31 protein-coding genes are annotated in these 26,722 nt (G+C 65.0%); 14 read left to right on the top strand and 17 right to left on the bottom strand.

Going from position 1 to position 26,722, the window contains the following annotated elements; all coding sequences use genetic code 11:
* The first annotated feature begins 82 nt into the window (after positions 1-82).
* Together A7X65_RS09860 and A7X65_RS09855 are read left to right on the top strand one after the other, a co-directional pair.
* Positions 83-745, top strand: coding sequence for an SRPBCC family protein (locus A7X65_RS09860; protein ID WP_063684253.1), 663 nt, complete (start codon positions 83-85; stop codon positions 743-745).
* Positions 745-1,107, top strand: coding sequence for an ArsR/SmtB family transcription factor (locus tag A7X65_RS09855; protein ID WP_063684252.1), 363 nt, complete (start codon positions 745-747; stop codon positions 1,105-1,107). Before A7X65_RS09860 ends, A7X65_RS09855 begins: the two co-directional genes overlap by 1 nt.
* Positions 1,108-1,235: 128 nt before the next feature.
* Here A7X65_RS09855 and A7X65_RS09850 read toward each other — a convergent pair whose 3' ends face one another.
* Entirely contained in the window at positions 1,236-1,736 is a 501-nt protein-coding gene (locus A7X65_RS09850) for a peptide deformylase (protein ID WP_063684250.1), read from the bottom strand.
* Between the two features lie 79 nt (positions 1,737-1,815).
* Here A7X65_RS09850 and A7X65_RS09845 point away from each other — a divergent pair, with 79 nt between their 5' ends.
* The 4 genes from A7X65_RS09845 (at position 1,816) to A7X65_RS40505 (ending at position 4,537) form a co-directional block, all read left to right on the top strand.
* Complete coding sequence (locus tag A7X65_RS09845; RefSeq protein WP_063684246.1) at positions 1,816-2,400, top strand: TetR/AcrR family transcriptional regulator; 585 nt, start codon at positions 1,816-1,818, stop codon at positions 2,398-2,400.
* A gap of 97 nt (positions 2,401-2,497) precedes the next feature.
* Entirely contained in the window at positions 2,498-3,088 is a 591-nt protein-coding gene (locus tag A7X65_RS09840; RefSeq protein WP_063684244.1) for a DUF308 domain-containing protein, read from the top strand.
* Between the two features lie 139 nt (positions 3,089-3,227).
* Complete coding sequence (locus A7X65_RS09835; protein ID WP_063684242.1) at positions 3,228-4,244, top strand: alpha/beta hydrolase; 1,017 nt, start codon at positions 3,228-3,230, stop codon at positions 4,242-4,244.
* Positions 4,245-4,348: 104 nt separating this feature from the next.
* Positions 4,349-4,537: a DUF1330 domain-containing protein gene (locus A7X65_RS40505; protein WP_082884871.1), complete on the top strand. Its 189-nt coding sequence runs from the start codon at positions 4,349-4,351 to the stop codon at positions 4,535-4,537.
* Between the two features lie 174 nt (positions 4,538-4,711).
* Here the strand turns inward: A7X65_RS40505 and A7X65_RS09830 are convergent, their stop codons facing one another.
* The gene (locus A7X65_RS09830) at positions 4,712-5,119 is read right to left on the bottom strand and encodes a hypothetical protein (RefSeq protein WP_063684241.1); all 408 of its coding nucleotides are present in this window, start codon (positions 5,117-5,119) and stop codon (positions 4,712-4,714) included.
* Positions 5,120-5,354: 235 nt separating this feature from the next.
* Positions 5,355-6,269: a LysR family transcriptional regulator gene (locus A7X65_RS09825; protein ID WP_063684239.1), complete on the bottom strand. Its 915-nt coding sequence runs from the start codon at positions 6,267-6,269 to the stop codon at positions 5,355-5,357.
* 154 nt (positions 6,270-6,423) lie between these two features.
* Here A7X65_RS09825 and A7X65_RS09820 point away from each other — a divergent pair, with 154 nt between their 5' ends.
* Complete coding sequence (locus A7X65_RS09820; RefSeq protein WP_063684237.1) at positions 6,424-7,119, top strand: alpha/beta fold hydrolase; 696 nt, start codon at positions 6,424-6,426, stop codon at positions 7,117-7,119.
* A gap of 177 nt (positions 7,120-7,296) precedes the next feature.
* On the opposite strand, the gene A7X65_RS09815 is transcribed toward A7X65_RS09820, so the two are convergent.
* Positions 7,297-8,157 carry an AraC family transcriptional regulator gene (locus tag A7X65_RS09815; RefSeq protein ID WP_145658897.1) on the bottom strand — a complete coding sequence of 287 codons (861 nt, stop codon included), beginning with the start codon at positions 8,155-8,157 and terminating at the stop codon, positions 7,297-7,299.
* Between the two features lie 204 nt (positions 8,158-8,361).
* Between A7X65_RS09815 and A7X65_RS09810 the strand changes: the two genes are divergently transcribed.
* Together A7X65_RS09810 and A7X65_RS09805 are read left to right on the top strand one after the other, a co-directional pair.
* Positions 8,362-8,685 carry a hypothetical protein gene (locus A7X65_RS09810; RefSeq protein ID WP_063684233.1) on the top strand — a complete coding sequence of 108 codons (324 nt, stop codon included), beginning with the start codon at positions 8,362-8,364 and terminating at the stop codon, positions 8,683-8,685.
* Between the two features lie 347 nt (positions 8,686-9,032).
* Positions 9,033-9,575 carry a 2'-5' RNA ligase family protein gene (locus A7X65_RS09805; protein WP_063684900.1) on the top strand — a complete coding sequence of 181 codons (543 nt, stop codon included), beginning with the start codon at positions 9,033-9,035 and terminating at the stop codon, positions 9,573-9,575.
* 49 nt (positions 9,576-9,624) lie between these two features.
* Here the strand turns inward: A7X65_RS09805 and A7X65_RS09800 are convergent, their stop codons facing one another.
* Positions 9,625-10,086 (bottom strand): cupin domain-containing protein, encoded by a 462-nt coding sequence (locus tag A7X65_RS09800; RefSeq protein ID WP_063684231.1) that lies wholly within the window; start codon positions 10,084-10,086, stop codon positions 9,625-9,627.
* Between the two features lie 1,336 nt (positions 10,087-11,422).
* On the opposite strand from A7X65_RS09800, the gene A7X65_RS09795 reads away from it, so the two are divergent.
* Complete coding sequence (locus A7X65_RS09795) at positions 11,423-12,643, top strand: MFS transporter (RefSeq protein ID WP_063684229.1); 1,221 nt, start codon at positions 11,423-11,425, stop codon at positions 12,641-12,643.
* A 22-nt stretch (positions 12,644-12,665) separates the two neighbouring features.
* Here the strand turns inward: A7X65_RS09795 and A7X65_RS09790 are convergent, their stop codons facing one another.
* Both A7X65_RS09790 and A7X65_RS09785 read right to left on the bottom strand, forming a co-directional pair.
* On the bottom strand, positions 12,666-13,052 hold the full coding sequence (locus A7X65_RS09790; RefSeq protein ID WP_063684227.1) for an ester cyclase: 387 nt from the start codon (positions 13,050-13,052) through the stop codon (positions 12,666-12,668).
* Positions 13,053-13,069: 17 nt separating this feature from the next.
* Positions 13,070-13,960, bottom strand: a complete 891-nt coding sequence (locus tag A7X65_RS09785; RefSeq protein WP_063684225.1) for a LysR family transcriptional regulator — start codon at positions 13,958-13,960, stop codon at positions 13,070-13,072.
* A 104-nt stretch (positions 13,961-14,064) separates the two neighbouring features.
* Between A7X65_RS09785 and A7X65_RS09780 the strand changes: the two genes are divergently transcribed.
* Positions 14,065-14,790 (top strand): SDR family oxidoreductase, encoded by a 726-nt coding sequence (locus A7X65_RS09780; protein ID WP_063684223.1) that lies wholly within the window; start codon positions 14,065-14,067, stop codon positions 14,788-14,790.
* Between the two features lie 15 nt (positions 14,791-14,805).
* Here A7X65_RS09780 and A7X65_RS09775 read toward each other — a convergent pair whose 3' ends face one another.
* The 3 genes from A7X65_RS09775 to A7X65_RS09765 form a co-directional block, all read right to left on the bottom strand.
* Positions 14,806-15,678: a bifunctional helix-turn-helix transcriptional regulator/GNAT family N-acetyltransferase gene (locus A7X65_RS09775; protein WP_063684221.1), complete on the bottom strand. Its 873-nt coding sequence runs from the start codon at positions 15,676-15,678 to the stop codon at positions 14,806-14,808.
* Between the two features lie 52 nt (positions 15,679-15,730).
* On the bottom strand, positions 15,731-16,144 hold the full coding sequence (locus tag A7X65_RS09770) for a cupin domain-containing protein (RefSeq protein ID WP_082884869.1): 414 nt from the start codon (positions 16,142-16,144) through the stop codon (positions 15,731-15,733).
* Positions 16,145-16,219: 75 nt separating this feature from the next.
* A complete protein-coding gene (locus A7X65_RS09765) occupies positions 16,220-16,621 on the bottom strand; it encodes an Ohr family peroxiredoxin (RefSeq protein ID WP_063684219.1) in 402 nt (133 codons plus the stop codon).
* A 118-nt stretch (positions 16,622-16,739) separates the two neighbouring features.
* Here A7X65_RS09765 and A7X65_RS09760 point away from each other — a divergent pair, with 118 nt between their 5' ends.
* Positions 16,740-17,240, top strand: a complete 501-nt coding sequence (locus A7X65_RS09760; protein WP_208608603.1) for a MarR family winged helix-turn-helix transcriptional regulator — start codon at positions 16,740-16,742, stop codon at positions 17,238-17,240.
* 65 nt (positions 17,241-17,305) lie between these two features.
* Here the strand turns inward: A7X65_RS09760 and A7X65_RS42595 are convergent, their stop codons facing one another.
* The 7 genes from A7X65_RS42595 to A7X65_RS09725 form a co-directional block, all read right to left on the bottom strand.
* Positions 17,306-17,455, bottom strand: coding sequence for a hypothetical protein (locus A7X65_RS42595; protein ID WP_063684216.1), 150 nt, complete (start codon positions 17,453-17,455; stop codon positions 17,306-17,308).
* Positions 17,456-17,572: 117 nt separating this feature from the next.
* The gene (locus A7X65_RS09750; RefSeq protein WP_063684215.1) at positions 17,573-18,754 is read right to left on the bottom strand and encodes a VWA domain-containing protein; all 1,182 of its coding nucleotides are present in this window, start codon (positions 18,752-18,754) and stop codon (positions 17,573-17,575) included.
* On the bottom strand, positions 18,751-20,973 hold the full coding sequence (locus A7X65_RS09745) for a DUF5682 family protein (RefSeq protein WP_063684214.1): 2,223 nt from the start codon (positions 20,971-20,973) through the stop codon (positions 18,751-18,753). The genes A7X65_RS09750 and A7X65_RS09745 overlap by 4 nt, the downstream gene beginning before the upstream one ends.
* Before the next feature lie 4 nt (positions 20,974-20,977).
* The gene (locus tag A7X65_RS09740; protein ID WP_063684213.1) at positions 20,978-22,054 is read right to left on the bottom strand and encodes an ATP-binding protein; all 1,077 of its coding nucleotides are present in this window, start codon (positions 22,052-22,054) and stop codon (positions 20,978-20,980) included.
* The gene (locus A7X65_RS09735; RefSeq protein WP_063684211.1) at positions 22,051-23,496 is read right to left on the bottom strand and encodes a DUF5691 domain-containing protein; all 1,446 of its coding nucleotides are present in this window, start codon (positions 23,494-23,496) and stop codon (positions 22,051-22,053) included. The genes A7X65_RS09740 and A7X65_RS09735 overlap by 4 nt, the downstream gene beginning before the upstream one ends.
* Positions 23,489-24,877: an SWIM zinc finger family protein gene (locus tag A7X65_RS09730; RefSeq protein ID WP_063684209.1), complete on the bottom strand. Its 1,389-nt coding sequence runs from the start codon at positions 24,875-24,877 to the stop codon at positions 23,489-23,491. Before A7X65_RS09730 ends, A7X65_RS09735 begins: the two co-directional genes overlap by 8 nt.
* A 98-nt stretch (positions 24,878-24,975) precedes the next feature.
* Entirely contained in the window at positions 24,976-25,350 is a 375-nt protein-coding gene (locus tag A7X65_RS09725) for an MmcQ/YjbR family DNA-binding protein (protein ID WP_063684207.1), read from the bottom strand.
* Positions 25,351-25,419: 69 nt separating this feature from the next.
* Here A7X65_RS09725 and A7X65_RS09720 point away from each other — a divergent pair, with 69 nt between their 5' ends.
* Together A7X65_RS09720 and A7X65_RS09715 are read left to right on the top strand one after the other, a co-directional pair.
* Positions 25,420-25,971: a carboxymuconolactone decarboxylase family protein gene (locus A7X65_RS09720; RefSeq protein WP_063684898.1), complete on the top strand. Its 552-nt coding sequence runs from the start codon at positions 25,420-25,422 to the stop codon at positions 25,969-25,971.
* Between the two features lie 120 nt (positions 25,972-26,091).
* Positions 26,092-26,718 carry a PadR family transcriptional regulator gene (locus tag A7X65_RS09715; RefSeq protein WP_063684205.1) on the top strand — a complete coding sequence of 209 codons (627 nt, stop codon included), beginning with the start codon at positions 26,092-26,094 and terminating at the stop codon, positions 26,716-26,718.
* Positions 26,719-26,722: the final 4 nt, after the last annotated feature.

The following is a 26,722-nucleotide window of genomic DNA, read 5'->3' as shown; positions in this document are numbered from 1 at the left end:
GAACGCCTGCCTGAATATAAGAGTTGACTTATATTAGTGAAGGCCGATATTTCTCCCAGCGCAAACAAAAGGGAGGACTGCAATGCAGATCGATGTCGCCAGGGTCCTGGGGCTTGTCGCGCGGTCGGTGAAGAATTTCGAGAAGGACGGAAGACCGGCCAGCACGGTGACGCTGACGCGTCTCTACGAGACCGATGTCGACGATCTCTGGGACGCCGTGACGAGCAAGCAGCGTATTCCGCGCTGGTTTGCGCCGATCGAGGGCGAGCTCGAGCTCGGGGGACGGTACCAGGTCAAGGGCAATGCCGGCGGCACCATCACGGCGTGCACGCCGCCGACCCGGTTTGCCGCGACCTGGGAATTCGGTGGCGCGACGAGCTGGATCGACGTCAAGCTGGCGGCGGAGCGAAACCAGGCGCGCTTGACGCTTGAGCACACCGCCCTCATCGAGGATCATTGGAATCAGTTCGGCCCGGGCGCGGTGGGGATCGGTTGGGACCTCGCTCTTGCGGGGCTCGAGCGATACGTTGCGACCGGAGCATCGGTCGACCACGAGACGGCCGAGGCCTGGATGGTCTCGCCAGAGGGCAAGGACTTCATGACGACAAGCGGCGAATATTGGCGCGCGGCGCATGTGGCGAGCGGGGTGGACCCGGCTTCGGCGAAGGAGCGGTCCGACCGCACCATCGCGTTCTATCGCGGCGAGATGCCGCCCGGCGTCGCGCATCCGGGCACGGGCAGCTGATGCACGCCTTCGAGGTCCTCGCCGATCCCGTGCGCCGCCGCATCCTCGAGCTGCTCGCGCCCGGGGAGATGGCGTCCGGCGAGGTCGTCGAGGTGATCGGGGCCGAGTTCGGGATCACCCAGGCCGCCGTGTCGCAGCACCTCAAGGTGCTGCGCGAGAGCGGCTTTGCGACGGTCCGCGCCGAGGCACAACGGCGCCTCTATTCGGTCGACGCCGCGGGGCTGCAGGCGGTGGATGCGTGGATCGGCCGGTTCAGGAGTTTCTGGGAGCCGAAGCTCGACGCGCTCGCGACCGAGATCGCGCGCGGCAAGCGCGAGCGCCGCAACGCGCCGATCACCAAGCGGGGCGGGAAGAGGGCGTAGGGTGGATTAGTCCGCGGCTGCGCGAAGGGGAGGCACTGCCTCGTAGGGTGGGCAAAGCGAAGGGTGCCCACGCATCTTTCGCGACCGAGAGAGATCGTGGGCGCGGCGCAAGCGCGCCTTTGCCCACCCTACGAATTCCGCGACATCTTCTCGAACTTCTTCACCAGCCGCTCGCGCTTCAGCCGCGACAGCCGCTGGATCCAGAACATCCCGTCGAGCTGGTCGATCTCGTGCTGGTGGCAGACGGCGCGCAAAGCCTCCGACTCCTCGGTCTGCATGTTGCCGTCGAGATCGTGGTAGCTGATGCGCACGCGGGCGTGACGCTGCACCTCGTCGTTGACGCCGGGCATCGAGACGCTGCCTTCCCTGTGCATGATCATCTCCGGCGAGGCCCATTCGATCGCCGGATTGACGTAAGTCTTCGGTCCGTCCTTGGCATCGAGCTCGAGCACGACGACGCGCAAGGGCACGCCGATATGCGGCGCGGTGATGCCGATGCCGGGCGCCGCGCGCATGGTGTCGAGCAGATCTGCCGCCAGCTCGCGCAAGGAATCGTCGAAGGCGGTGACCGGGCGGGCCGGCATTGCGAGGCGGCGGTCGGGGAAGCGGACGATCGGACGAATGGTCATGGCAGGCCTCCTATCACTCACGGATGGTTGAAGCACCCCATTCTTGACGATCTACCAACTGGAAGGTAGTTAGCTGGCCATGACCAACGTTTCCTCGACCGCCGACGACATTCTGGCCTGCGCGCGCGGCCTGATCATTGCGGGCGGCTATAACGGCTTCAGCTATGCCGACATCGCCGACGTCGTCGGCATCCGCAAGCCGAGCATCCACCACCATTTCGCCAGCAAGGTCGATCTGGTCCGCACCCTCGTGTCGCGCTATCGCGAAGAGGCCGAGGCGGGACTGGCTGCGCTGGAGCGCAATGTCCCCGATCCGCGCGACCAGCTCAAAAGCTACGTTGCGTATTGGGAGGCGTGCATTGCGGACGCAACCGCGCCGTTTTGCGTCTGCGCGCTGCTTGCCAGCGAGCTTCCGATGCTTCCGGAGGAGGTGGCCCTCGAGGTCCGCGCGCATTTCCGCGCGCTCGCGTCCTGGCTGACATCGGTGATGGAACGGGGAAAACGGAAGGGGCGGCTTCACGTCTCCAGCTCTGCCAAGGTCGAAGCTGAAGCATTCATGGCAACGATTCACGGCGCGATGCTGTCGGCGCGCGCTTATGGCGATCCCAAAATGTTCGGCGTGATCACCGGCCCGCTGCTGGACCGGCTTTCCACGAAGCACTGAAGACATCGGCGAGACGATGACCGCCCGCGCAGGCGAGCCGGGCGAGGGCGGCTTGCTGTGTGCGTAAACTACCAACTAGTAGGTAAAGGAGACGGCAATGGCGCAACATCAACTGGATCTGGTTCGTGCCGATCGCGAACGATGGCTGAAGCAATACTATTTCCTGCGCGCGGCATTCTCCGTCGCCTGGGTCGTTGCCGCGCTTGCGGCCGGGCGGTCGTCCGCGGCGATTGCCGGCGTCCTGCTCGTGCTCTATCCGGCATGGGACGCCGCGGCCAATTTTGTCGACGGCTTGCGTAGCGGCGGACTCAACCAAAATCGTACGCAGGCGTTGAACGTTGTGGCCAGTCTTGTGACCGCCGTCGCGGTCCTCCTTGCGTTGCAAGTGAGTATGAACTGGGTGCTTGGCGTGTTCGGCGCCTGGGCAATTCTTGCGGGGCTGCTCCAGTTGGGCACGGCGGTGCGGCGCTGGAAAAGCTATGGCGCGCAATGGGCGATGGTGCTCAGCGGTGGCCAGTCGGCCCTGGCCGGCGGCTTCTTCGTCTTTCAGGCCACGACGCCGATGTCTCCATCCATCGCAACTGTCACGGGCTATGCCGGGGTCGGAGCACTCTACTTCCTGGTCTCCGCCATCTGGCTCACGGTCAGTCAATGGCGCCAGCGCGCCAGAAGTGCTCAGCTCGGATGATGCGACGGCAATGCCGGGATGATGACATCATCCCGGTGTCGTGCCCGGCCAGTCAAATTACGCTCTGGCGATTGCCCTGCATCGATGCGTGGCCTAACGTTGCCGCCAACAACAAAAGTCGAAGGCGGAGGACAACTACATGCGCACGATCGCAATCGCCCTGGTGGCAACTCTTGCGGCGGCAACGCCCGCCGCGGCCGACTACCTCGTCAAGGAGGTCGGCAGCTTTCACGTCGGCGGACACACCGAGACACTGAATGGGCTTCCGTCCAAGGAGATCGTGTTCTCGCCCGGCGCGCCGCCGATCAAGGTCGATCCGAACGGCGAGTTCGAGGTCGAGCAGATGTACGTCCAGTTCGTCAAGCAGGCCGCGCCGAAGTCGAAGCTGCCGCTGCTGCTCTGGCATGGCGGCGGTCTGTCCGGCGTCACCTGGGAGACCAAGCCCGACGGCAAGCCGGGCTGGCAGCAGTTCTTCCTCAACGCCGGCTATGACGTCTACGTTTCGGATGCCGTCGAGCGCGGCCGTGCGTCCTGGGCGCGCTATCCAGAAATCTTCAAGAGCGAGCCGTTCTTCCGGCCCAAGAAGGAGGCCTGGGAGCTGTTCCGGATCGGGCCTGCTTACGAGGTTGGCGGCAAGCGCGAGGCGTTCGAGGGCGAGCAATTCCCTATCGAGGCGTTCGATCAGTTCGCCAAGCAGGGCATTCCACGCTGGGCGACGAACGACGCCGCTACGCAAAAGGCCTATGACGCGCTGGTGCAGAAGGTCTGCCCGTGCATCATCATCGTTCACAGCCAGGGCGGCAATTTCGGCTTCACCGCCGCGCTCAATGCACCCGACAAGGTCAAGGCGCTGATCGCCGTCGAGCCGTCGGGCGCGCCCGATCCCGGCAAGGCCGATGCAGCCAGGCTCAAGGGCGTGCCGCACCTGATCGTGTGGGGCGATTTCATCGACAAGGTCCCGGTGTGGTCGAAGCTCGTGGTCAATCCGACCAAGTGGAGCCAGGCGGTCGCGGCCGCCGGCGGCAAGGTCGATACGTTCGAGCTGCCGAAGATGGGGATCAAGGGCAACACCCACATGCTGATGATGGACCGCAATTCGGACGATGTCGCGAAGCTGGTCAACGACTGGATCGGGAAGCAGGGGCTGGAGAACTAGGATGCGGGACGGGGGGGCGAAGAGTACTGGAAGGCGTCCGGCCCGACACTTGCGGGCCGGGGTGCCAAAGTTCTTTCCGTCTATACTCCGTTCACCGCACTGGAATGGGGCCGCTGCAAGGTATCGTTCTGATTGAATTTCCTGATATGGCAGCAGCCAGGGCTTGGTACGAAAGTCCGGCTTATCAAACGGCAAAGCAGCACAGAGACGGTGCGGCGGACGGCGAATTTTTCATTGTTGATGGCGGTTTGGTCGCCCCTGCAGATCGCCTGCCACAGCTGAGGAACCGGTAGGTCTAGATCTGCTCACACGAAGCGCTTCGCAGAGCAGGTCACTCGGCATGCCGCGACCGCCTCTCTAGAGGCAGATTCGCCGTCCCGATTTTCAACGGCCGTGTCGCGCGCGGAGGGCGCGTTGTCGCGTGCGCGACCCGCTCCTAAAACCGACATCCCATCAAGCAACGAGCCTTAAGCCTTCAGGTCCGTGATCCGCATGATCGCGACCACATTGCCGTCGTTGTACGCCTGTTCTTTTGTCTCCTTGTTGCAGGTCCACACGAAATTCTTCTTGCCCGTAAAGGACTTTCCGTCTTGCTCAAGTCGAAGCTCTCCTTCGGTGACATGGCAGACCATGGCATTCATCATCGGCGGCCCCATGGTCTTCGACCCCGGCTGTATAATGACATCGCGCATTGAGACGGTCTTGAAGCCTGGGATCAGGGATGGTGTCTCGCCTTCGTATTCACGCACCACGACACCTGGCCAAGGCGTCGTATCCTTGTAGCCCGTGGTTTGAGCGGCGGCTGGCTTGATCAAGGCAGCTGAAGCCGCTGCCAACCCGATTCCCAGTGCGGACCTTCGATCGACCTTGCTCATCGCTTTCTCCCGACATTACCGAACGAGCGGCCACATAAGCAGCGCGCAAACTTCGTGGTGAACGGTGGGTATGAAACCGAAAAAATAACGGTCAAGAGAGCACGTGCCTGCCGATAGCGCCAGCGCTGCTTGTTTGCCCGGACGGTGATTTCGGCACGTCCCGCTTTCAGGGCAGTGACATTCTACGCCACCTGATGCGTTCGGGGAAGAGGTGGCACGAAGACACTCATTTTCGTCACGTCCGGAATTCATCGCACAGGGTTCGCGGCACGCCCAGGGTCTCGACCAGAAAATCGATGAACAGGCGCGCTCGCAGGGGAAGCTGCCGTCCGAACGCGTGCAGGACATAGACCGGCGTGGTGAACATCGGTATCTCCGGCAGCACGACATTTAGTCGTCCGGCGGCGAGATCGTCCTCGATGGCGATGCGCATGAACTGCGTGATGCCGACGCCCTTGACGACGGCCTCGATCAACGACTGAGCATCGTCGCTGTCGAATGGGCCATTGGGGATGACCCGGGTGCCGTCCGCAAAGGTGAAGGCCTGCGGGCGGCCGCCAAGCAAATGGCGGAGGCAGGCATGCTGCTTGAGATCGTCGATCGATCGCGGAATTCCGTGGCGCTGAAGGTAGTCCGGCGATGCGCCCAGAACATATTGCAGGACGCCTAACGAGCGGCCGATCAGGTTCGTGTCTTCCAGTTCGCCAATCCTGACGGCGAGGTCGAAGCCCTCGCGAATGAGATCGACACGGCGGTCCGTGACGCTGAGATCGAGCTTGACGTCGGGGTAGCGCTTAAGGAACGAGCCCGCCCATGCCGAGATCAACGGGCGCCCGAACGTGCTCGGCACGGTGACGCGAAGCACGCCGCGGACGTTGCCCGGAGCCTGAACGACGTCATCGGCTTCCTCGATCGCGCGCAGATGGGGCGCCACGTGCTCATAGTAAGCGGCGCCTTCCGACGTCGGGCTGAGAGTGCGGGTCGAGCGCTGCAGAAGGCGGACGCCGAGGCGATGTTCGAGGCGCGCCACGCTTTTCGATACGGCCGACGGGCTGGCGCCGATCAGCCTCGCGGCGCCGGCGAAGGAGCCCGTATCGACCGTCCGCACGAAGGCCAGCAGGCCGGCTGTTCTTTCCAGGATCGTTGTCATTCGCGACTTCCAAGAACGAAAGAACCGAACGGAATACGGCTATTCGGCCATTTATGACCGAATAGGTTGTGCCGAGCAATGGGGGTCGCTGGAGCCGGGTTGAGGCTTCCAACATGCCGCCGGCGCTCAACCTGCTACAAAAAAGGAATGCAGTATGTCTGCGCAAACCAAACCGGCGATCGTTTTCTGCCACGGCCTCTGGGCTGATGGTTCGTGCTTCAGCAAGGTAATCCCGACCTTGCAAGCCGATGGCCATGAAGTGATCGCCGTTCAATACGGACTCAACAGCTACGGGGACGACGTCGAGACCGTGAGGCGCACGTTGGGTCGGGTCAACAGCCCGGCCATCCTCGTCGGTCACTCCTACGGCGGAGCCACCATCACCGGCGCCGGCACCGACCCGCGTGTTGCTGCCCTGGTTTATATCGCCGCTGTCGTTCCGGACGTTCATGAGACCGTTCAGAGCGAGCTGGACAAATATCCCACCGAGATCTTCTCGCAGATCGAGGTCGCCGGCCGGCGCATCTGGATCAAGCCGGAGGGCGTCAAGTATTTCGCGGGAGACCTTTCCGAGCAGGAGCAAAAGCTGGTGTGGGCGACCCACTATCCGCCCGCGGCCCAACTGCTCGAGCAGCAAAACCTCGATGAGGTCGCCTGGAAGTCGAAGCCGAGCTGGTACATTCTCGCAAAGAATGACCAGACCGTGCACCCTGACCTTCAGCGCTTCCTTTCGAAGCGCATGAAGGCGATCACGATCGAGGCCGACAGCAGCCATGTGATCATGCTCTCGCAGCCTGACCTTGTCATCGACGTCATCCGCAAGGCTGTCGCTGCCGTTCAAAAGCGCTGATCGCAATCAGCTGACGTTGCCGGACACGCAGGAGGGGTCGCTCGCAAGGCGACCTCTCTTTTTCATGGGCTGCAATCCGGACGACGCCGCCAGGCTAGTCACGACTGGATCGGGCAGCGGGGGAGGAGACTGGGGCCGCGGACTCGTTAGCGGCTGGCTGCCTGATGTCCGCTCTTTTCAGGCGCTCCTACTGCGCAAAAGCGTCTCCGATGGCAGTTCGCCAAACGTGACCTTATAGAGTTGCGACAGTTCCCCCATGTGCGTAAAGCCGTTTGCGAAAGCGGCGGATGATACGGACGTCGCCGGTTTGCCCTTCGCGAGCTGTGCGCGCAAGCACCAAAGCCTCTTGCTGCGGAGATGCTGATGCAAGCTCGCTCCGTGAACGGCCTGGACGGCAAGTTGCAGTGTTCGGACCGACGTTCCCAGCTCTCGAGCCAGGGCCTCGCTGTATAGAGGAATCTCGGGATGCGAATGCGCAAAATCATCCAGCTTCGAAACCAGCTTGCGATACCCTTCGAAAGCGCGTGAGCCCGAAGGTCGCGCGCTTCTGGGAGTCAGCACATCATCCAAGGCATCTATCAACTCATGCCGAAGCGATTCGGCAGCAAACGCAAATTGCTGATGATGCATTGGCGCGGACGACAACGCCAAGGCATTTCGAATAGCATGCTGCAGGCGTGAAAGGTGCTCGCCGCTCGTATTGTGCAAATGCAATCTCCCTTCCGACTCGTTCCATCCACGATTCTGCATGTCGGAAGAAAACCGGATGACAGCGAACGTGTTGGGCGACGGCTCTCGAAGGTCGACCAGGACCTCCTTTCGCAGCAATCCGATCTCGGACGAGCTCCAGGTGCTTCCGTTGAAGACGGCGTGTGTCTCGTTGCTCATCGGCACGACCACGGTGCAACCCATCGCATTCATCATTCCCGAAAGGTTGCGAGGCGATGTCTGCTCGAGCATCAGTAGCATGCCAGGCAGCGCGGTAATCGCGCGGCCGTAGAAATACGGACCGAGCAAAGCGTAGCGCTCCAGCTCCAAGAATCCGATTGCCCTAAATTCGTCGGGGCTCGAGACGCGTTGCAGTCTGAGATGAGCGGATTGCTTCAGCTTCGAAAATGGCACGAGTTTGCACTGGGCTGTAGAGCGGGATCAATTTCGACCGAATTCCGATAAGCGCGTTCGTTGTCGTTTATATGATTGACAGCATACTATCAATATATTCGTTGAAGAGGGAAACGCCGGATGTCCAACGTTGTGCCGTTCAACAAATGCGCAGCGCCGACCGTCGCTGTCGCAATGGAGCGCTTGCGCGGTATCTCGACCGAAGTCGAGAGCTTTGTTTCTCGTATGCAGCTGGAACATCTCACCCCGGATGAGATGGAAAGAATTTTGCGGGTTTTCGATACCGCCAACGCGTGTATTCGGATCGTCTTGTCGGATTTCGGCAAAGAGCCGGCGATCAACCAATTGATCAAGCAATCACACGAGATCAAGGCGCTGATCGAGACCGCCCGGGAGCGGATAGATCAGTTGGTTGTTGCCCCATCCGTAGTTCGTTCGGCTTAGGCTGAGTCGACGGCCGCGGCTCGCGGCACGACAATACCGCGCAACGTGCCGACGATGACAAGATGGTAGCAAGCCTGCTGATTTCCGATAACCGGCGCAAGCGAGGTTTAAGGGCGGCCCAGACCGCCAGTGCGCTCCGAATTGTATTGCCGCGCACGCAGGAGGGGGCATTCGCAAGGCGACCCCTCCTTTTTCATCGGCTGCATGGTGCACAAGGGCGATCGGCGTCGGGATGACCCGGATATTGCCAGCCGGCCATCTCCGCTGAAGCCGTCGAAAACGATCCATTGCAGACGCTTGCCCGACTGATCACAATGGCGAACTCTCGAGGCTTGAACAGGGCGCCGATGGCGATCGCGATCAATATCCGAGCCGACAACGCTTCCGCACACGAGATCGAACGGTTGTGGGACCAGGTTGCGGCGTTTGAAGACGAGCCGTCAATGCGCGTTCTGGCGTACCGGCCACACCTGACCTTTGCGATCTATGACTCGCCTCAAATCGAGCAGGAGATCGCCTGGAAAGCAATGCTGCGCGCAACGGAGGGCGCAACACGGTTGACCCTGGCCTTCAAGCGAATTCGGTGGTTCGCAGGCCCGCCGCTGATCCTGTGGGCTGAGCCTGAAACGAACGAGATTCTCGGACGATGGCACGCTTCGATCAGCGCGGCCATCGACCCGATTCATTGCCGGCCACATTATCGCCCCGGCGCCTGGACGCCCCATTGCACGCTCGGCACACGCATTGCCAATGAACGAAGCCAGGACGCCATCGCATTTGCACAGTCGTTCGACCGCCGCATTGAAACCGTTTTCGACGTGGTCGATTGCGTCATGTTTCCTCCGGTGCGGATCGTTGCGCAGCAGGAGCTGCCGAGGGGCGCTCCATGAGCCAGTGTCGCGGTAACCGGACATCGGCGCAGATTGATGCGGACGCGAACTAGCCGTCCGGATAGGGCGTGCCGTCCTTGTGCACGAACCGGCCGTCGGAGTTGGCGCTCATCATGTCGATGTCAGAGCATGTCGTGAGATCGTCCGGAGCGCGCGAGCCGACTTCGAGATAGACGGCCACAGCATCCGACCGGTTGATCATGTGATGGCCGTTGCCGCTGCCCTTCGGGAAGGCGGCGCAATCGCCGGCGCGCAGCACGGTCTCGCCGCCGTCCTCGACCAGCACCACTTCGCCTTCGAGCAGATAGACGAACTCATCCTCATGCGAATGCCAGTGCCGCTGGCTCGACCAGTTGCCCGGCGGCAGGCGCATCAGATTGACGCCGAAATCGGCAAGGCCGCCGGCATTGCCGAGCCTCTTGCGGATGCGCTCGGCGCACGGGGCGTCGAAAGGTGCGGGGTAGGGCGCGCCCTTGCGGGCCGGGACAATGGCGATGTCGATCTTTGGCATGGACGCGTCCCCGAGAATTTCATGTCGAACCTATGTGGGGCAGGCCGGCTGTGCCAGCGGAGATTGCTTCCCGCTGCTCGGCAGCGGGACTGGCCGAGAGACGGCGACCGCTCTGCCGGCTCGGCGGCAAGCCAGCGTGCATATCCTCCGCCTCCAACTCAATCGGGACGCCGACAGATGTGGGACCCTTCGAATTAACTTGCGGACGCATTTGGCAAAGCGCCCGGGCCTCGCGTGGGTCCCGGCTGCTAAAGAACGAAAATCAATTTCTAAAGAAACAGGCCGGATGGGTTCCTTCATCCACCAGGACCCACGGCGTACGTCGAACGGCTCGTGCATCGTGATGGGCTCAACAAGAACCAAGGGGACCGCAAAACGTTTAGGTCGCGCAGCTCGAACTGGAGGTTGTCATGATCAAGAAGGCGTTTTTCGCTCTCGGCATTGCAGCGGCGCTCGCCCTGGCGCCTGGTGCAGCGTCCGCCCAACGCGGCTTTCACGGAGGATGGCACGGTGGCGGCTGGGGAGGTGGTTGGCGCGGTGGCGGCTGGCGGGGCGGCGGCTGGGGAGCACCAGCGGTGGGCCTCGGTATCGGCCTCGGGATCGCCAGCGCGGCGGCATGGGGACGACCCGGCTGGGGCCCAGGGTGGGGGCCCGGCTGGGGTGCTCCCGGCTGGAGCTATGCCAGCTGGGATGATTGCACGCGATGGCGTCGGGTCTGGACCGGCTGGAATTGGCGGGTCGTGCCAGTGAACGTCTGCTGGTAGTGCAAGCTTGGCTCGATTGTTCGAGCCGACCTTGGCCCGGAGCCAGTAGCCGGATGTAGCTGCCACGTGTTGCCATCCAGCCCTGCTCGATGGTGCAAGCGAGGCCCGCACTAAACTCCGGTGCGCTTGCTTTGAGGGTTTAGAGAACTGGAGCGTCGATCTTCTCGATGTGAGTAAGGCCGCACAAGCTTCGGCTTCCGCCCTTGTCTCGCCTTGCGTCGCGAGCTGATCGACGCCCCAGTCCGATGCCAGCTCTGGCCGAAGCCTGAGCGACGCGGCCATGGATCGGTCGCGTACCGCGATCGACAGACCGAGGCCGTGACGAGTTCGTGTTTGGTGGGATGATGCCATTCTGCCAGTGTTTTGCCCGACGGAGCAACCGTTTCCGGGCCACGCCGGCCGCCGGCCTCGCAAGTCATTGATCCCGCTGCGGCCGGCTACTGTGCATGGGGTTGTTTTCGCACTTTCGACTGGCGGGTCACAAATACGTGCGGCAAAAATGACGCGCTGCTGTCGGCTGGCGCAGTTCCTGTTCGTCTTCCACCCAGACAGATCTGACGGGAGACCAAAAGATGCTTCGTTCCAACTATCGCTGGGTGATCGTCGCCGCCGGCGGCCTGCTCGGCTGCGTCGCGATCGGCGGCATGTTTTCGCTGCCGGTGTTCCTGCAGCCGATCACCAAGGACACCGGCTGGTCCGTGACCGGTATCTCCAGCGCGATGACGATCGGCTTTCTGGCGATGGCCTTCACCAGCATGGCCTGGGGCACGGCGTCGGACCGGTTCGGGCCGCTCCCGGTGGTGCTGACCGGATCGACCGTGTTGTCGCTCAGCCTGTTCGCCGCGAGCCATGCGACCTCGCTCATCGTGTTCCAGTTCGTGTTTGGCCTCTTGGTCGGCGCCTCCTGCGCGGCGATCTTCGCGCCGATGATGGCGACCGTCACCGGCTGGTTCGACACCAACCGCAGCCTTGCGGTGTCGCTGGTCTCCGCGGGCATGGGCATGGCCCCGATGACGATGTCGCCGCTCGCGGCCTGGCTGGTCTCGGGCCATGACTGGCGCACCTCGATGCAGATCATCGCGCTGGTGGTCGGCGCCATCATGATCCCGGTCTCGCTGCTGGTGCGCCGTCCGCCCGCGCTTGCGCAGGCCGCGGCCGCGCCAGTGCAGGCAGGGCCTGCGCAGGGCGAGATGTCGATGGGCGAGGCGCTGCGCTCGCCGCAATTCTTCATCCTGCTTGCCACCAACTTCTTCTGCTGCGCCACCCATTCCGGCCCGATCATTCACACCGTCTCCTATGCCGTGAGCTGCGGCATCCCGTTGGTCGCGGCGGTCACGATCTACAGCATCGAGGGTTTTGCCGGCCTCGGCGGACGCATCGCCTTCGGCCTGATGGGCGACCGCTTCGGCGCCAAGCGGGTGCTGGTGTCGGGCCTGCTGCTGCAGGCGTTCGGCGCGCTGGCCTATGTCTTCGCGCACCAGCTTGCGACCTTCTACGCAGTCGGTGCCGTGTTCGGCTTCATCTATGCCGGCACCATGCCGCTCTATGCCGTGCTGATCCGCGAGAACTTTCCGCTCAAGATGATGGGCACGGTGATCGGCGGCACGGCGATGGCCGGCAGCCTCGGCATGGCGACCGGTCCGCTCGCCGGCGGGCTGATCTACGACGCGTTCTCCAGCTACGCCTGGCTCTACATCGTCTCGTGGGCGATGGGGCTCGGCGCCTTCCTGATGGCGATGACGTTCAGGCCGTTCGCCAAGCCGCAAGGCGAGGCGGCGCCGGTGGCGGCGTGAGGACAAGAAGCGAGGCGCAGCGTCAGAGCTGCGCCTCGATCGCGGCCTTGTCGATCACCGACCACACCTGCCGGATTTTTCCCTCGCGAAATTCGTAGAACACGTTCTCGCAGAACGACACCCGTCTTCCGTTCACGGCGAGTCCCAGAAACGTCCCCACCGGCGTGCAATCGAATTTCAGCCGGGCGGCAATACGGGGCGATTCGGAGATCAACAGCTCGATGTTGAACCGCAGATCCGGAATCTCGCGAAAATCCTGCTCCAGCATCGTGCGATAGCCGGCGAGCCCGAGCGGCCGCGCATTGTGGGCGACGTCGTGATGCACGAACTGCCCAAGCGCCGGCCAGTCCTGCCGGTTCAGGCAGGCGATGTAAGCGCGGTAGAGATTGGCGAGGTCGTCTCCGGTCACGGCAAATTCCTTGCGGCTTACACGCGCCGCTGCACGTGCTCGATCAGCGCGCGCAGTTTCGGCGCAACGTTGCGGCGGCTCGGATAGTAGAGATAGAAGCCGGCGAAGAACGGGCAATAGTCTTCCAGGATGGGAACCAGCTCGCCGCGCGCGATTGCGGGCCGGAAGCTCGCCTCCATGCCGAAGGTGATGCCAGCACCGGCGACCGCCAGCTTGATCATCAGCGCCATGTCGTTGGTCGTGATCTCAGGCGCCACCGCGACGCTGAATTCCTTGCCGCCGTCGGAAAACTCCCAGCGATAAGGCACGACGTTCGGTGCCGGCCGCCAGCCGATGCAGCGAAACGATGCCAGCTCGGACGGGTGCGAGGGAACGCCGAAACGGTCACGAAAGGCCGGCGCGCAGACCGCGAGCTGCCGTTCGTCGCCGGCGATCGGAAGCGCGATCATGTCCTGCTCGATCACCTCGCCGAGCCGCACCCCGGCATCATAGCCGGCGGCGACGATGTCGAACTCGGCGTCGGTGACGGTTATGTCGAGGTGCACCTCCGGATTGGCCTCCGCAAAGGCGGCGAGAAACGAGCCGGACAGGAAACGCTCGGCGATCGAGGAGACCGCGAGCCGCAACACGCCACGCGGCCGACCGCCCAATGCCTCTGTGTTGCCGAGCGCCGCGCGCATGTCGGCAATGGCGGGGGCGATCTCCGCATGCAGTCGCTCGCCGGCCTCGGTCAGGCTGACGCTGCGGGTCGTGCGCTGGACCAGTGCGATGCCAAGCGTTTGCTCCAGCCGCCGGATGGTCTGGCTTACGGCCGAGCGCGTCACACCGAGACGTTCGGCGGCGGCCCGGAAATTCCGCTCTTCGGCGACCAGCGCAAAGACGGCGAGGGCGTTGAGGTCGGGTTCCATTGGTTAGATCAGCTTGCCGGATTGGTAAGGGATCGTCGTCTTATCACGACGATGGCGCCGGTCCATCTTCCCGCAATCACAGCGAAAGCAGCGGGAAGGTCTTCATGCCAATCGACAAGGTCATTCTCATCACCGGCGCCTCCAGCGGCATCGGTGCCGGCATCGCGCGCGAGCTGGCGGCGGCCGGCGCGAAGGTCCTGCTCGGCGCGCGCCGCACCGATCGCCTCAAGGATCTCGCCGCCGAGCTGAACAGCGCCGGCGGAGCGGCGCTCGCGCACCCGCTCGACGTCACCGACCGCGCCGGCGTCGCCGCCTTCGCCGATGCCGCACGCGGCGTCTGGGGCCGCGTGGACGTGATCGTCAACAATGCCGGCGTGATGCCGCTGTCGCTGATGGCCTCGCTCAAGGTCGCGGAGTGGGACCGGATGGTGGACGTCAACATCAAGGGCGTGCTCTACGGCATCGCGGCGGTGCTGCCGGACATGGTGGCTCGCGGGTCGGGCCACATCATCAACATCGCCTCGATCGGCGCCCTGAGCGTGTCGCCGACGGCGGCGGTCTATTGCGCGACGAAATATGCGGTGCGGGCGATCTCAGACGGCCTGCGCCAGGAGCACGACAACATTCGCGGCACCTGCATCCATCCCGGCGTGGTCGAGAGCGAGCTCGCCGATACCATCACCGACCCCGTGGCCGCGGAGGCGATGAAGACCTATCGCGCCATTGCGCTTCTGCCCGACGCGATCGCGCGCGCCGTGCGCTTCGCCGTCGAGCAGTCCGACGATGTCGACGTCAACGAGATCGTAGTGCGACCGACACGAACGAGATGACGACGGCCTGCCGCATCAGATGCGTTTCTCGAAGAACAAATCCGGATAGGGGTCGTCGTTGAAGCGGGGGATCTCGCGCCAGCCGGTGGTGCGGTAGAGCTGGCCGGCTTCGGGCAGAGCGCTGTTGGTGTCGAGCCTCAGCAGCGCGATGCCGAGCTCGCGCGCTGCGGCCTCGGCTGCGTCCATCAGGCGCCGGCCGAGCCGTAGCCCGCGCGCGGCGGGCGCGACCCAGAGACGCTTGATCTCGGCATAGCCGCGATCGGTTCCCTTGAGCCCGACACATCCGATCGGCAACGTGTCCGACATCGCGACGATGAATGTGCCGCGTGGGCGGCGCATGTCCTTGGCGTCGGGGTCGCGCGACAGCGAAACGTCAAAACCTTGTTTGAAGCGGCGGCCGAGCTCGGCATAATATTCGCCGAGGCAGTAGCGCGCTTCTTCGGATTGCGGATCCATCTCGTCCAGTACGACACGTTCGCGCGTCAGCGCGGAGGCGACCATGTCCATTGCTGCCAGCAAGGCCTCGGCTTGCGCATTCCGGGCGAGGAAGCCCTCGGCCTGCGCGTTCGACAGCGCCTCATAGGCGGCGAATTCGCGCCGGCCCGTGCGCGTCAACTTCGCCACGCGGCGGCGGGCATCGTCCGCATGCGCAGTGGTCTCGACCAGTCCTTCGTCCTCGAGGGTGCGCAGCAGCCGGCTCATCAGTCCGGAATCGAGCCCGAGATAGTCGCGGATCTCGGCAACGTCCGAACGCCCGTGCCCGATCGCATTGAGCACACGCGCCGCGCCCAGCGGCCGTCCGCGCCCAAGAAACGAATTGTCGAGCGCTCCGACGGCGGAGGTGACGGCACGGTTGAAGCGGCGGACGCGGGAAACGGGATCGAGCATGATGTCTGACTTTAGTCAGATATCATCTGCAAGTCAATCCGAGGGACCGTCTTCACTTCGCCAGAGTCAGCAGTGGCTTGTCCTTGGCGACGATATAGGTCGCAAGCTCGCTGGCGGCCTCGTTTCCTACGTTCTTCGCCGCGTGCACCGTGCCGGCGGGGATGAACAGCACGTCGCCGGCCTTCAGCGTCACCGGCGGCTTGCCTTCGACATCGTATTCGATGGCGCCCGCCAGCACGTAGATGATCTCTTCGCCCGGATGGCTGTGGCGGCCGAACGCGACGCCCGGGGCGAGGTCGACGCGTACCTGCACAGCCTCACGCCCAGGCGCGCTGAGATCATGGCGCTGCAGGTCGGTGCGCGTAACGCCCGTCTGCGCCGCCGCGGCAGGCAGTGTGAACAGGTTCGCCGCGAGCAGCACTGCGCTCGACAGCACGCGCAGGGTTCGCAGATGACGAGGGCTCATGGTCGGCTCCTTGTGGTCGTTGGCTTGTCCGCGCCGCGGGCCCGGCCGATGCCGGCCGGTCCGCGTCGTGCGGTTTCAGGCGAGGGTGGTGGTCACCTCGATGTTGCCGTGCACCGCCTTGGAGTAGGGGCAGATGCCATGCGCGGCTTCGATCAACTCCTGTGCGACCGCGCGGTCGACGCCGGGGACGCTGACGTCGAGACGGGCGCGAAGGAAGAAGGCGCCGCCGGCATTGTTGAGGTCGATCGCGGTGTCGACCGACGGCTCGCTCGGCAGCTTGACCTTGCGCTGGGCGGCCGCGAGGCCGAGCGCGCCGAGGTAGCAAGCCGACCAGGCGGCGGCGAACAGGTTTTCGGCGGCCGGATGCGGCTGGGCCAGCTTGATGTCGAGCGAGCCGTCGGCCGAGTGCGCGGCACCGTCGGCGCCCGACGTGACGTGGGTCTTGCCGGTGAAGAGAAGCTTGGCAGCGGAGGTCATGATCGTATCCCATTTGGCAGAAAATAAATCGTATCCGATCTAATCGGATGCGTTTTTAGTAATCCTGCCGAGCCCACCGGTCAAGCTCTTCCGATTTAATCGGATGCGATTTATATAGATGGCGAGATCACGAATTGCGGAGGTTCCCGTGGCCCGTTCCCTCAAAGCTGCCGACAAGGGGCGAAATCTCTCGAATTTCCTGTGCTTTGCAGTCTACTCGGCCAATCTCGCCTTCGGTCGGGCCTACAAGCCCCTGCTGGACAAGGTCGGGCTGACCTACACCCAGTACATCGCCCTGGTGGCGCTGTCGGACGAGGACGAGCAGACCGTCAGTGCGCTCGGCGAGAAGCTGTTCCTGGAATCCAACACGCTGACGCCAATCCTGAAGAAGCTCGAGCAGACGGGCTATCTCAAGCGCCACCGCGATCCCGCCGACGAGCGGCAGGTGCGAATTAGCCTGACGCCGGCAGGGCGCAAGCTGATCGAGCAGGATCTCGGTGAGTCTTTGCGCGAGGCAAGCGGTCTCGGCGACGAGTTTCCGGTTGTGCAGAAGACCGTCAGCCGTCTGCGCGACAATCTGCTGCGCAACACGCAAGCGGGCGACGAGAAGAAGCGCTGATCACCACGCGCGGTCGGAGGCAGTGATTGCCTCCGACGCGTGGATGGGAGAGGGGACGTGGCGACCTAGCAGACTGCGCGCGGAATCATCCACGTCGAAAAGGTCTGCCAGTTCCCGTCGTCGCGCCGACGCTGGTAGGCGACGAAATCAGCGCCTTCGCCGTGCACGAGTTCATAGCGATAAGTCTTGACGGATGCAGTGTTGGACTTGGTCATGGAAAGTCTCCATCTGATATGAACTTTCCATTGAGTTAGGTGCGGTGCAGCAAAGCGCCAGTGGGAGGATGACGATCATCTCATCACGTTGCGGAGAGGCCTTGCGCTGCGGTCGGACTAGGTTTCGGGCCGGACCAGCTTGATGTCGCGGTCGGCGGCCCATCCGGCGACGTCCTCGCGCTTCAGCGCGGTCGCCATCAGATCCGGAAACTGGTCCGGCGTGCAGGCAAAGACGGGAATACCGAGGCTCGCGACCTTCGCCGACAGCACGGGGTCGTAGGAGGGGCGGCCGGTGTCGGTCAGGGCCAGCAGCACGATCACGTTGATCCCGCGCGTCGCGAGCCGGGCCAGCCGGTCCACCAGCGCATCCGCATTGCCGCCTTCGTAGAGGTCGGTGATCAGGATCAGATGCGCCTTGGAGGGGCGCTCGATGCGCTCCTCGCAATACGCAACTGCGCTGTTGATGTCGGTGCCGCCGCCGAGCTGGACGCCGAACAGCACCTCGACGGGGTCGGCGAGCTCCTCGGTGAGGTCGACAATCGCGGTGTCGAAGCAGACGAGCTTGGTCGCGACAACAGGCAGCGAGGCCATCACCGCCGCGAAGATCGAAGCGTAGACGACGGAAGTCGCCATCGATCCCGATTGGTCGACGCACAGGATCACCTCGTCGAGATCGACGATGCGGCGCTGCTGGCGCAGGAAGCCGATCAGCCGCTCCGGCACCACGGTGCGATGCTCCGGCTGGTAATGGCGCAGATTGGCCTTGATGGTGCGCGGCCAGTCGATGTCGGCAAAGCGCGGACGATTGGTGCGCAGCGAGCGGTTCAGCGCGCCGCGGACCGCGTCTGCCGTGCGCCGCTCGAGCCGCTCCATCAGTTCGGCCACGACCTTGGCGATCACGATCCGTGCGGTGTCCTTGGTCTTCTCCGGCATCACGCCGCGCAGCGCGACAAGATCGGCGATCAGGTTCACGTCGGCTTCGACGGTCGCAAGGAATTCGGGCTCGAGCAGCATCTGGCGCAATCCCTTGCGCTCGAAAGCGTCCTTCTGGATCACCTGCACGACGGGGGCAGAGAAGAACTCCCTGATGTCGCCGAGCCATTTCGCAACGCGCGGCGCCGAGCCGCCGAGACCGCCGCGGCCCTTCTTGGGCGCCTCGTCGCCGTTGCCATAGAGCGCCGTCAGGGCCTCGGACATGCGGCGGTCGCTGTCGGACAAGGATGCACCGGCTCCGCCGTCTTCGGTATCGACGCCAAGAGCCAGCGTCCAGCGGCGGTTGCGCTCGTCGGTCTCGCTCATCGCGCGCTCCCTGCGTTGAGCAGCGCGAGCACGCGCGCCTGGTGCTCCGGCCAGATCGCGGCAGCATCTGCGATCAACCGATATCCCTTCGCGCCGGTGCTGCGCGCGAACAGCGCATCCATCAACCGCCTGCGCTCGTGGCGGTCCAGTGCCGAGAACACGCGACGGAACAGCGGCAGGCTGCCGGTAAAGGCCTCGTCGTCGAGCGACAGCAGCCAGGCATCCACCGCGCCGCGCAAAGCGGCGTCATGGATCAGCCGCTGGCCTGCGCCCTCGAAGAAGCCTTCGAAGAACCCCGCGGCCTCGGCGACCGGCGTGCCGGGCGACAGCATGCGTGCGAGCAGATCGGCGGTGTGATCAGCGGCCAGCAGCTCGGCCTCGTAAAGCAGACGCGCGGCCGTGCCGGCGATCAATCGAGTGGCCTGGTCGTCGTGCAGCAGGGCCGTCAGCGCCTCGCGCCATTTGGCGACGATGTCAGCCTCGAGCTGAGCGAGCTGGATGGCGGCATCGGCAGCGAGGATCGCCCCGCGCAGCTTGGCTGCTGCCGGCACATCCAGGTTGCGCGCGGCATAGGGCAAAGCGAGTGCGGCCTGCACCACGATCCGCGGCATGAGGGCAGCCAGATGCTCCACGGTGCCGGCACGTGCCTCGCCATAGCGCAGGATGTCCGCCATCGGCGGCAGCGCTTCGAGCAGCGACTGGCCGTCACTGGTGAGAGCGGCCTTGGTCTCCAGCGCCGCGATGCCGGTCTCGGTTGCGCGCGGCAGATCGGCGATCATGGCATTGCGCACGAGGCCCGCCAGCGCGCCGAGCTCCGTCTCCTTGCCCATCGCCTCGATCAGGCGGCCGGCGGCGGCTTCCGCGATGGTCGAGCCGTAGAGCAGGTTCTCGACCAGCCGCACCGCGAATTCCGGCTCCCAGCGGAGCTGCCAGTTCTCGCGGAACGTCCCGCGGCTGCGGCCCGCGTCGGTCAACCGCCCCCAGGGCACGTCGAGCGCATTGAGCCGGTGCAGGAGTGTGGAGCGCATCAGCCCGCTCTCGCTGCGCAGATCAAGCGTCAGCGGCCGCTCCAGCGCTTCCGGCTTCAATCGCGTCGCTTTCTGCTGGCGCTGGAGATCTTCCAGCAGCGGCGCCAGCGGCGTCGCCGACGGGATCGAGCCGACACCCGCACCGACCAGCAGTTCGGCGGCGACATCGTTCCACATCGCGCGCTCGCCGTTGCACAGGCAGGCGATCGCCGCCTCGCGCAGCTCCTCGAAGCCGGGCGAGGGCCGTTCGCGTAGCGCCGCGAGCGCGATGCCGAGACGCTGCGCCTCGATCACCGAGGCGGTCGAGACGAAATGGCCGCGCTCGCGCAGCACACGCGTCACTTTGGCAAGCCAGAGCGCGATGCGGTCACCCTCGCGCGTTTCCCACAGATGCGCGCACCAGCCGGGCGCGACCACGCCCGCGCCGTATCCGCTGGCGCGCGCCAGGCGCGGCGCAGTCCATGGCGCCCATGTCGCCTTGATCTTCGTCTTCGGCCGGCCCTTGAGCAATTCGCGGTCGGCCGCAAGGCTGCGACGCTCAAGGAGCGCCGGTACGTGCCATGCGCCGCAGACGACGGCGACAGCACCTTCGCAATCCTTCGCCGCTTTGGCGATCTCGATCCGCATATGGGCTTCGCGCGCGGCCTCGCGGGCGGTGAGCAGCTTCGTCTCGGCGCGCAACGCAGTCATCGCGTCCGCGACGGCGGTGAACACCGGTCCCGATGCAGGATTTTCCTCGATGACGTCGGACCACCAGGACTCGCCGTCGTCATAGCCGGCAGCGGTCGCGAGCGCACCGATCGGGTCGTAGCTGATGGGATCGTCTTCGGCTTTCGTCGCGGTCTCCTCCGCGATCTCGCTCGCCGCGACGCCCAGCCGGTCGGACGCCGGCAGGTCGATGAACCGCAGTGCTGCGCCGTGACGAACCGCCCAGCGCGCGGCCTGATATTCCGGCGAATACTCCGCAAAGGGAAAGAAGCTGGCATTGGCCGGATTGTCCTCGGCATAGGTCAGCAGCGCCACCGGCGTCACCATCTCGGGGTCGGCGAGCATGGGCAGCAGTTCGGACGCATCCGAGGGCCCTTCGATCAGCACCGCGACCGGGTTCAGCGCGTCGAGCGCCTCGACCAGCCGCCGCGCCGATCCCGGCCCGTGGTGCCGGATGCCGAACAGATGAACGTCGCCGGGCATGGCGTCAGATCAGATCGGTGAGGGAAGCATAATAGCCTTCGAAGCCGCGCTTCTTCTTCAGCACGGTCTCCAAATATTCGCCGAGCACGGCGGTGTCCTGCACGGGATCCTTGATCACCGCGCCGATCATGTTGCTGGCGAGCGTCTCCGGCGTCAGCTTGCCGTCGTTGAAGAAGGTCGCCTGGCTGATGCCGCCGACCATCACCGCGATGGCCTCGGCGGTCGACAGACCGCCGGACGGAGATTTCAGCGCGACCTTGCCGTCCTCGGTCGAGCCGGAGCGCAGCTCGCGGAAGATCGCGACCACCCGCACCACCTCGTCGGCGACGTTCTTCGGCGCCGGCAGATCGAGATTCTGCGCCATCTCGCCGACGCGCTTGACCACGATCGACACCTCTTCGGCGGCGCTGTCGGGCAGCGGCAGCACGACGACGTTGAAGCGGCGCTTGAGCGCGGAGGACAGTTCGTTGACGCCCTTGTCGCGATTGTTGGCGGTCGCGATGATGTTGAAGCCGCGCTGTGCATAGACCGCGGTGTTGAGCTCCGGGATCGGCATCATCTTTTCGGACAGCACGGTGATCAGCGTATCCTGCACGTCGCTGCCCATCCGCGTCAGCTCCTCGAACCGGCAGAGCTTGCCGCCTTCCATCGCACGCATCAGGGGTGTCGCCACCAGCGCCTCGCGGCTCGGGCCGTGGGCGAGCAATTGCGCATAGTTCCAGCCGTAGCGGATCTGGTTCTCGTCGGTCCCGGCGGTGCACTGGATGACGAGCGTGGAGTCGCCGGTGATGCCGGCGGCAAGATGCTCGGACACCCACGACTTGGCCGTGCCGGGTACGCCGAGCAGGAGCAGCGCGCGATCGGTCGCTAGCGTCGCCACGGCGGTCTCGATCAGCCGCTTGTCGCCGACATATTTGGGCGTGATCGCGGTGCCGTCGGCCGCCTTGCCGCCCATCAGGTAGGTCACGACCTGGCGCGGCGTGAGCGCCCAGCCCGGCGGGCGGTGTCCGTCGCCGGCAGCGAGCGCCTTCAGCTCGGACGCAAAGTTGTCCTCGGCGGGCAACCGCAGTTTCTCGCTCATGGCTTCTCTCCCTTGTCGTCCAACGCGGCGTTGAGCCGCAGCATGTCGAGGCGCGGATCGCCCTGCAGAAGGCCCGCGCCGGTCAGGCCCTGCAAAGCCTGCCGTGCCGCCGTTTGCGCGGCGAGCAGGCCCAGTGCATGCAATTCCGCGGCATAGTCGGAGGGCTTTGCATCGTCGCGCCGAAGCTCGGCCAGCAGCTTGGCGCCCGCAGGGGCCGACAGCGGATCGTCGAGGCGCGCGGCCGGGCCGGCGATCAGTTGCGCCATCTCGAAGCCGATGCCGTGCGCGCGCAAACCTGCGGCGGCAAACCTCGTGCGTTCGGCGGGCGCAAGCCGCGGTGCGAGCGCCACGATGAGACCGGTCGCATCATGCTCGCTGATGATCCCGGCTGCCTGCGCAAGCTGCGCATCGGTGCCGGTCTCCGAGATCAGCCTGATCAGCGCTGCATCGGCGGCCGGGTCCACGTTCCAGTCCCAGGCCGCGATCAGGTCCTGTGGGGCAAGGCCGAGTGCGCTCGCGAACGACGTCAGGTCGGTGCCGTCGAGCAGGGCTTTCCGCCGTTGCCATTGTGCCGGCGTCTTCGGCGTTTCGATCTGGACCACGCGGGAGCGGCGCAGCAATCCTTTCGTCTTCACCGCGAAGAAGCCGGCGAGCTCCGCGATGTCCTCGCCGGCGGCGGGACCGCGGCCGAGGCGTGCGAGCATCGATGTTGCGAGCGCCTTGACTTTCGGTGCGCGGTCGTTCGCCACCAGACCTTCGAGAAAGGCGACATCGTCGCCGGACAGTCGCTCCGAAAGAAGGGATAACAGGCGCAGCCGCGCATCGGCGTTCTCGCCGCCGAACTTTGCTTCGAGCAGTGCACGAGCCGCCGATGGATCGCGCCGCCTCAGCCCGATCAACGCGGCCTTGCGCGCGGCCGGCCAGAAATCATCCCAATTGCCTTGGGTGAGCTGATCGCTGCTCTGCCGCGGCGTCAGCTCGCCGGCTGCGGCGAACGCGGCCCAATCGCGCCAGGCGGCATAGACGTCGGGCGCGTCTTCGTCGCTCGCATCCGGCATCCAGTCGGCGGGATGCGTGGTCCAGCCGCGCGCGGCGAGGAAGTGGACAAGCTCGGCTTTGGAAGCCGCGTCCTTGCCCGCCGCAAGGATCCGGCGAACCAGCGGCCGCAATGTCTCCGGCACGATCGGCAGCGCGAGCGCGGGAATGTCGGGCAGCACACGCAGCGCGGACGGCGGCTCGGTCATCACGGTCGCGCCGAGGAACTGGCTCGACAAAGCGAGCAGCCGCAGCTCGGCCTCGACGGGATCGTCGCCAAGCTCGGCGCGCCAGAACGAGGCGGCGGAGGCGGCGGCCGCGCCCATGGTCCAGCGCGTCACGACCGCGCCCATCGCATCGAAGATCGCTTCGGGCTTGATCGCATTGGGCTCGATGATTTCAGTCATGGCCGGCGATCCTGCCCCAAGGGGTCTGCGCGGCGAGGATGGTGAGGCGGTTGCCCGACCAGATCGCGGCGGCGCCCATCACCTCCGTGCCGGCCAGCAGGCCCTCCACGCTGCCGGCGATGGGCAGCGTGGCCGTGTCATCGGCCGCGCGCCACCATGCGTGCCCGGCATCATCGCGTGCGATCCGTCCCCGCGGCAGCAGCAGCGGAATGTCGATCGTCCAGGGCTCTGTCAGCAGGGGGCGCGTCAACGCATCGGAAATTGGCCCGTCCGGCGCAGGCCATTCGTCGGTCAGCGTCTCGTCGGCGGCGTCGCGCCGCAAGAGCAGGGCGCGCAGCGGCTGCTGCGACGGATAGAAAACGAGCTCGGCCTGGAAGCGCTCGCCGGGCGTGAACACCGAGCCACGCCGTCCGGCACTCGCGGGTAAGAAGTCGAGCAGCATGGCAAAGCGCGGACCGTGTGCGGTGAGATTGAGCAGCCAGGTCGTTTGCGAGACGAGGCCATCGCGCCGCGTCTGCACTTGCTCGGCCAGCACTTCCCAATGTCCGTTCACGCGCGGTGCCTGCGGATCGGCGAGGACGGTCTCGCGCGTCTCGGATGTGGCGACGGCGCGCCGGATCTCGGCATCGCGTGGCGTCGCGCGAAAGGCGCGCGCCAGCAGAACCAGCTTGCCGAGCTCCACGGCTGCGCCGCGCGCGCGGTCGCCTGCGGCGAGCGCGAGCAGACGGGCCGGCAGTTCATCGATGCGTCCTGCCAGCACTGCAGCCTTGCCGTCGACCAGCCGCGCGGCGATGCGCCGGCATCGCGCGGTCGCATCGTCGATGAAACCGGACAAGCCGAGGCGGAGCTGATCGCCGATCCATTGCTCGAGCGCGTCGAGCGCATCGAGGATGGCGCGCTCGGTCTCCTCGTTGCGCTTGGCAGCCTGTGCCTCGCGGCGTGCGGCGTCCTTTGGATCCTCGATGGCTTCGGGCTCGGTGGCGCGCGCGGCGCGCAGATCCTTCTCGCCGGCCGGCGCGGCGGGGCTTGCCGGTTTGCCGGCGGATGTGCCGCGCCGGCGACCGAGCCAATCGCTGACCCAGGCGGGCGTCGTGGCCGGCGCGAACGGCACGATCGATTCCGCGTTGAGCCACAACAGGCCGAGCACGTGCTTGCAGGGGAATTTGCGCGACGGGCAGGTGCACTTGTTGCCGAGGTCGCGCAGGTCCGCCATCACCCTGTAAGGGTTCGCGCCGGAGCCCGCGCATTCGCCCCAGATCAGCGCGCCATCCTCGCTGCCGCCGACGCCGGACCATTTCGCGGGCTTGGCGAGCCCAGCGGCCGCCTTGAGCGAGGATTGATCGGTAGCGAGTTGCTCGACCGCCTTCAGATCAATCGCCACGCCGGCTTCCTAATTCGAATCCAGGATGGTCAGTATATCGGGGCAGGATGAAAGCTCAATGTCGCCGCGCGCCGCCGATCGGCTGCACGCGGAGATCATCATGCCGGGCCAGCCTGCGGCGACGCCAGCCCAAGCTCCTTGCGCAGCTTCTTCGAAAGTTTCGCCACGATCAGCGCATGCGCCTGCACGAGATAGGCCGTGAGCTCGGCGTCCGGCAGCGCGTTGTTGCCAACGAGCTGCACCCATTTGGCGCGCGCAAGATACGGCGCGGGTCGCGCCAAGCCGTGCTCGATCAGCATTCCATAGGCCATGTCCGAGACCTTGAACATGTAGCCGCCGCTTTCGGCCGTATAGCCGCCGCTGAGCGCGAACATCTTGCCACCGACCTTGAACACCGAGGTGCCCTCCCACTGCACCACCTTGGTGGCGGCGGGCAGGCGCAGGCAGCGCGCTTCAAATGTCTTGGGTGTCATGCGATCGCACCCGAGGCGCGGGCCGGACCTTTGTGGCAGCATGCGCGCTCCAACCAGGGATGAATGGCCATGTCGCGCGTTTCGATCAAGACCAGGGACGACCTGCCGGAGGCGCTGAGACCGCTGTGGGACAAGATGACCACCTATGGTGCGTTCGAGAACCAGGCCGGTGTCATGGCGCACCGCCTGCCGATCTTCAAGCACATGTGGTCGCTGCTGGTCGATCTCGCCCAGGACGGCAATTTGTCGAAGCGCCATCTCGAGCTCGCGCTGGTCACGGTCTCGTTGCTCAACAAATGCGACTATTGCGTTTCCCATCATGCGCCAAAGCTGGCGGTGCAGGGCGTCTCGGAAGAGGGCGCCGCGCGTCTCGTCGACTACAAGGATCACCCCGAGCTCGATGAGCTCGACAAGCTGGTGGTCGAATACTCCATTGCCGTCACCAACAACTGGAACAAGACGCGCGACGAGATCTTTGCCCGCCTCGGCGCGCACTTCTCGGAAGCCCAGATCGTCGAGCTGACCTGGCGCATCGCGCTGTGCGGGGCCTTCAACCGCTTCAATGACATCCTTCAGCTCGAGGTCGAGCAGGGCGTGCCGCAGAGCCAGGCCGCCGAGTAGCGGCCGGCAGATCCATCGCGGACGGGGACGGGGCCCTTGGGGCCAATCACGGAATAGTGGGTTGCGCCGGAACTATCGCAAATTATATCGTACGATATGTCTTACAGAGGAACTTACGATATGCACCACGGACGAGACCACAAAGACTTCCATTTTGGGCACTTTGCCCATTTCGCGATGGGCCGGCACGGCGGGGGACGGCGCTTCGGCCGCGGCGGGCATGGCTTTTTCGGGCGCGGCCCGGGCGGCGATTTCCCGGGCGCGCGGCGGCTGTCGTCGCAGGATCTCCAGCTGGTGATCCTGGCGCTGCTCGCCGAAAAGCCGGCGCACGGCTACGAGCTGATCAAGATCATCGAGGAGCGCTCCGACGGCTTCTACACGCCGAGCCCCGGCGTGATCTATCCGGCGCTGACCTATCTCGAAGAGGTCGGCCAGGCGCGCGTCGAGCAGGATGGCGGCAGGAAGCTCTACAGCATCACGCCCGAGGGCAAGGCGCATCTTGCCGAGCACCGCGCCACCGCGGATGCGATCCTGCAGGCGCTGTCGCGGATCGGCCGCCGCATGGACGAGGTGCGCGAGGCTTTCGCCGGCGTCAGCGATCTCGATGCGGATGCTTCCGACGAGCTGCACCGTGCCCGACACAACCTCAAGCGCGCGTTGCGATCCAGGCACAGCGGCGACTCCGCCGAGACGCGCCGCATCGCTGCGATCCTGGATCGCGCCGCTGCGGAAATCCTCGGCAAGTGACGGA

The sequence above is a fragment of the Bradyrhizobium stylosanthis genome (assembly GCF_001641335.1).
Classification (GTDB): Bacteria; Pseudomonadota; Alphaproteobacteria; order Rhizobiales; family Xanthobacteraceae; genus Bradyrhizobium; species Bradyrhizobium stylosanthis.
The sequence above is the reverse complement of the archived record's forward strand: the minus strand, read 5'-3'. Positions and strand labels throughout refer to the sequence as shown.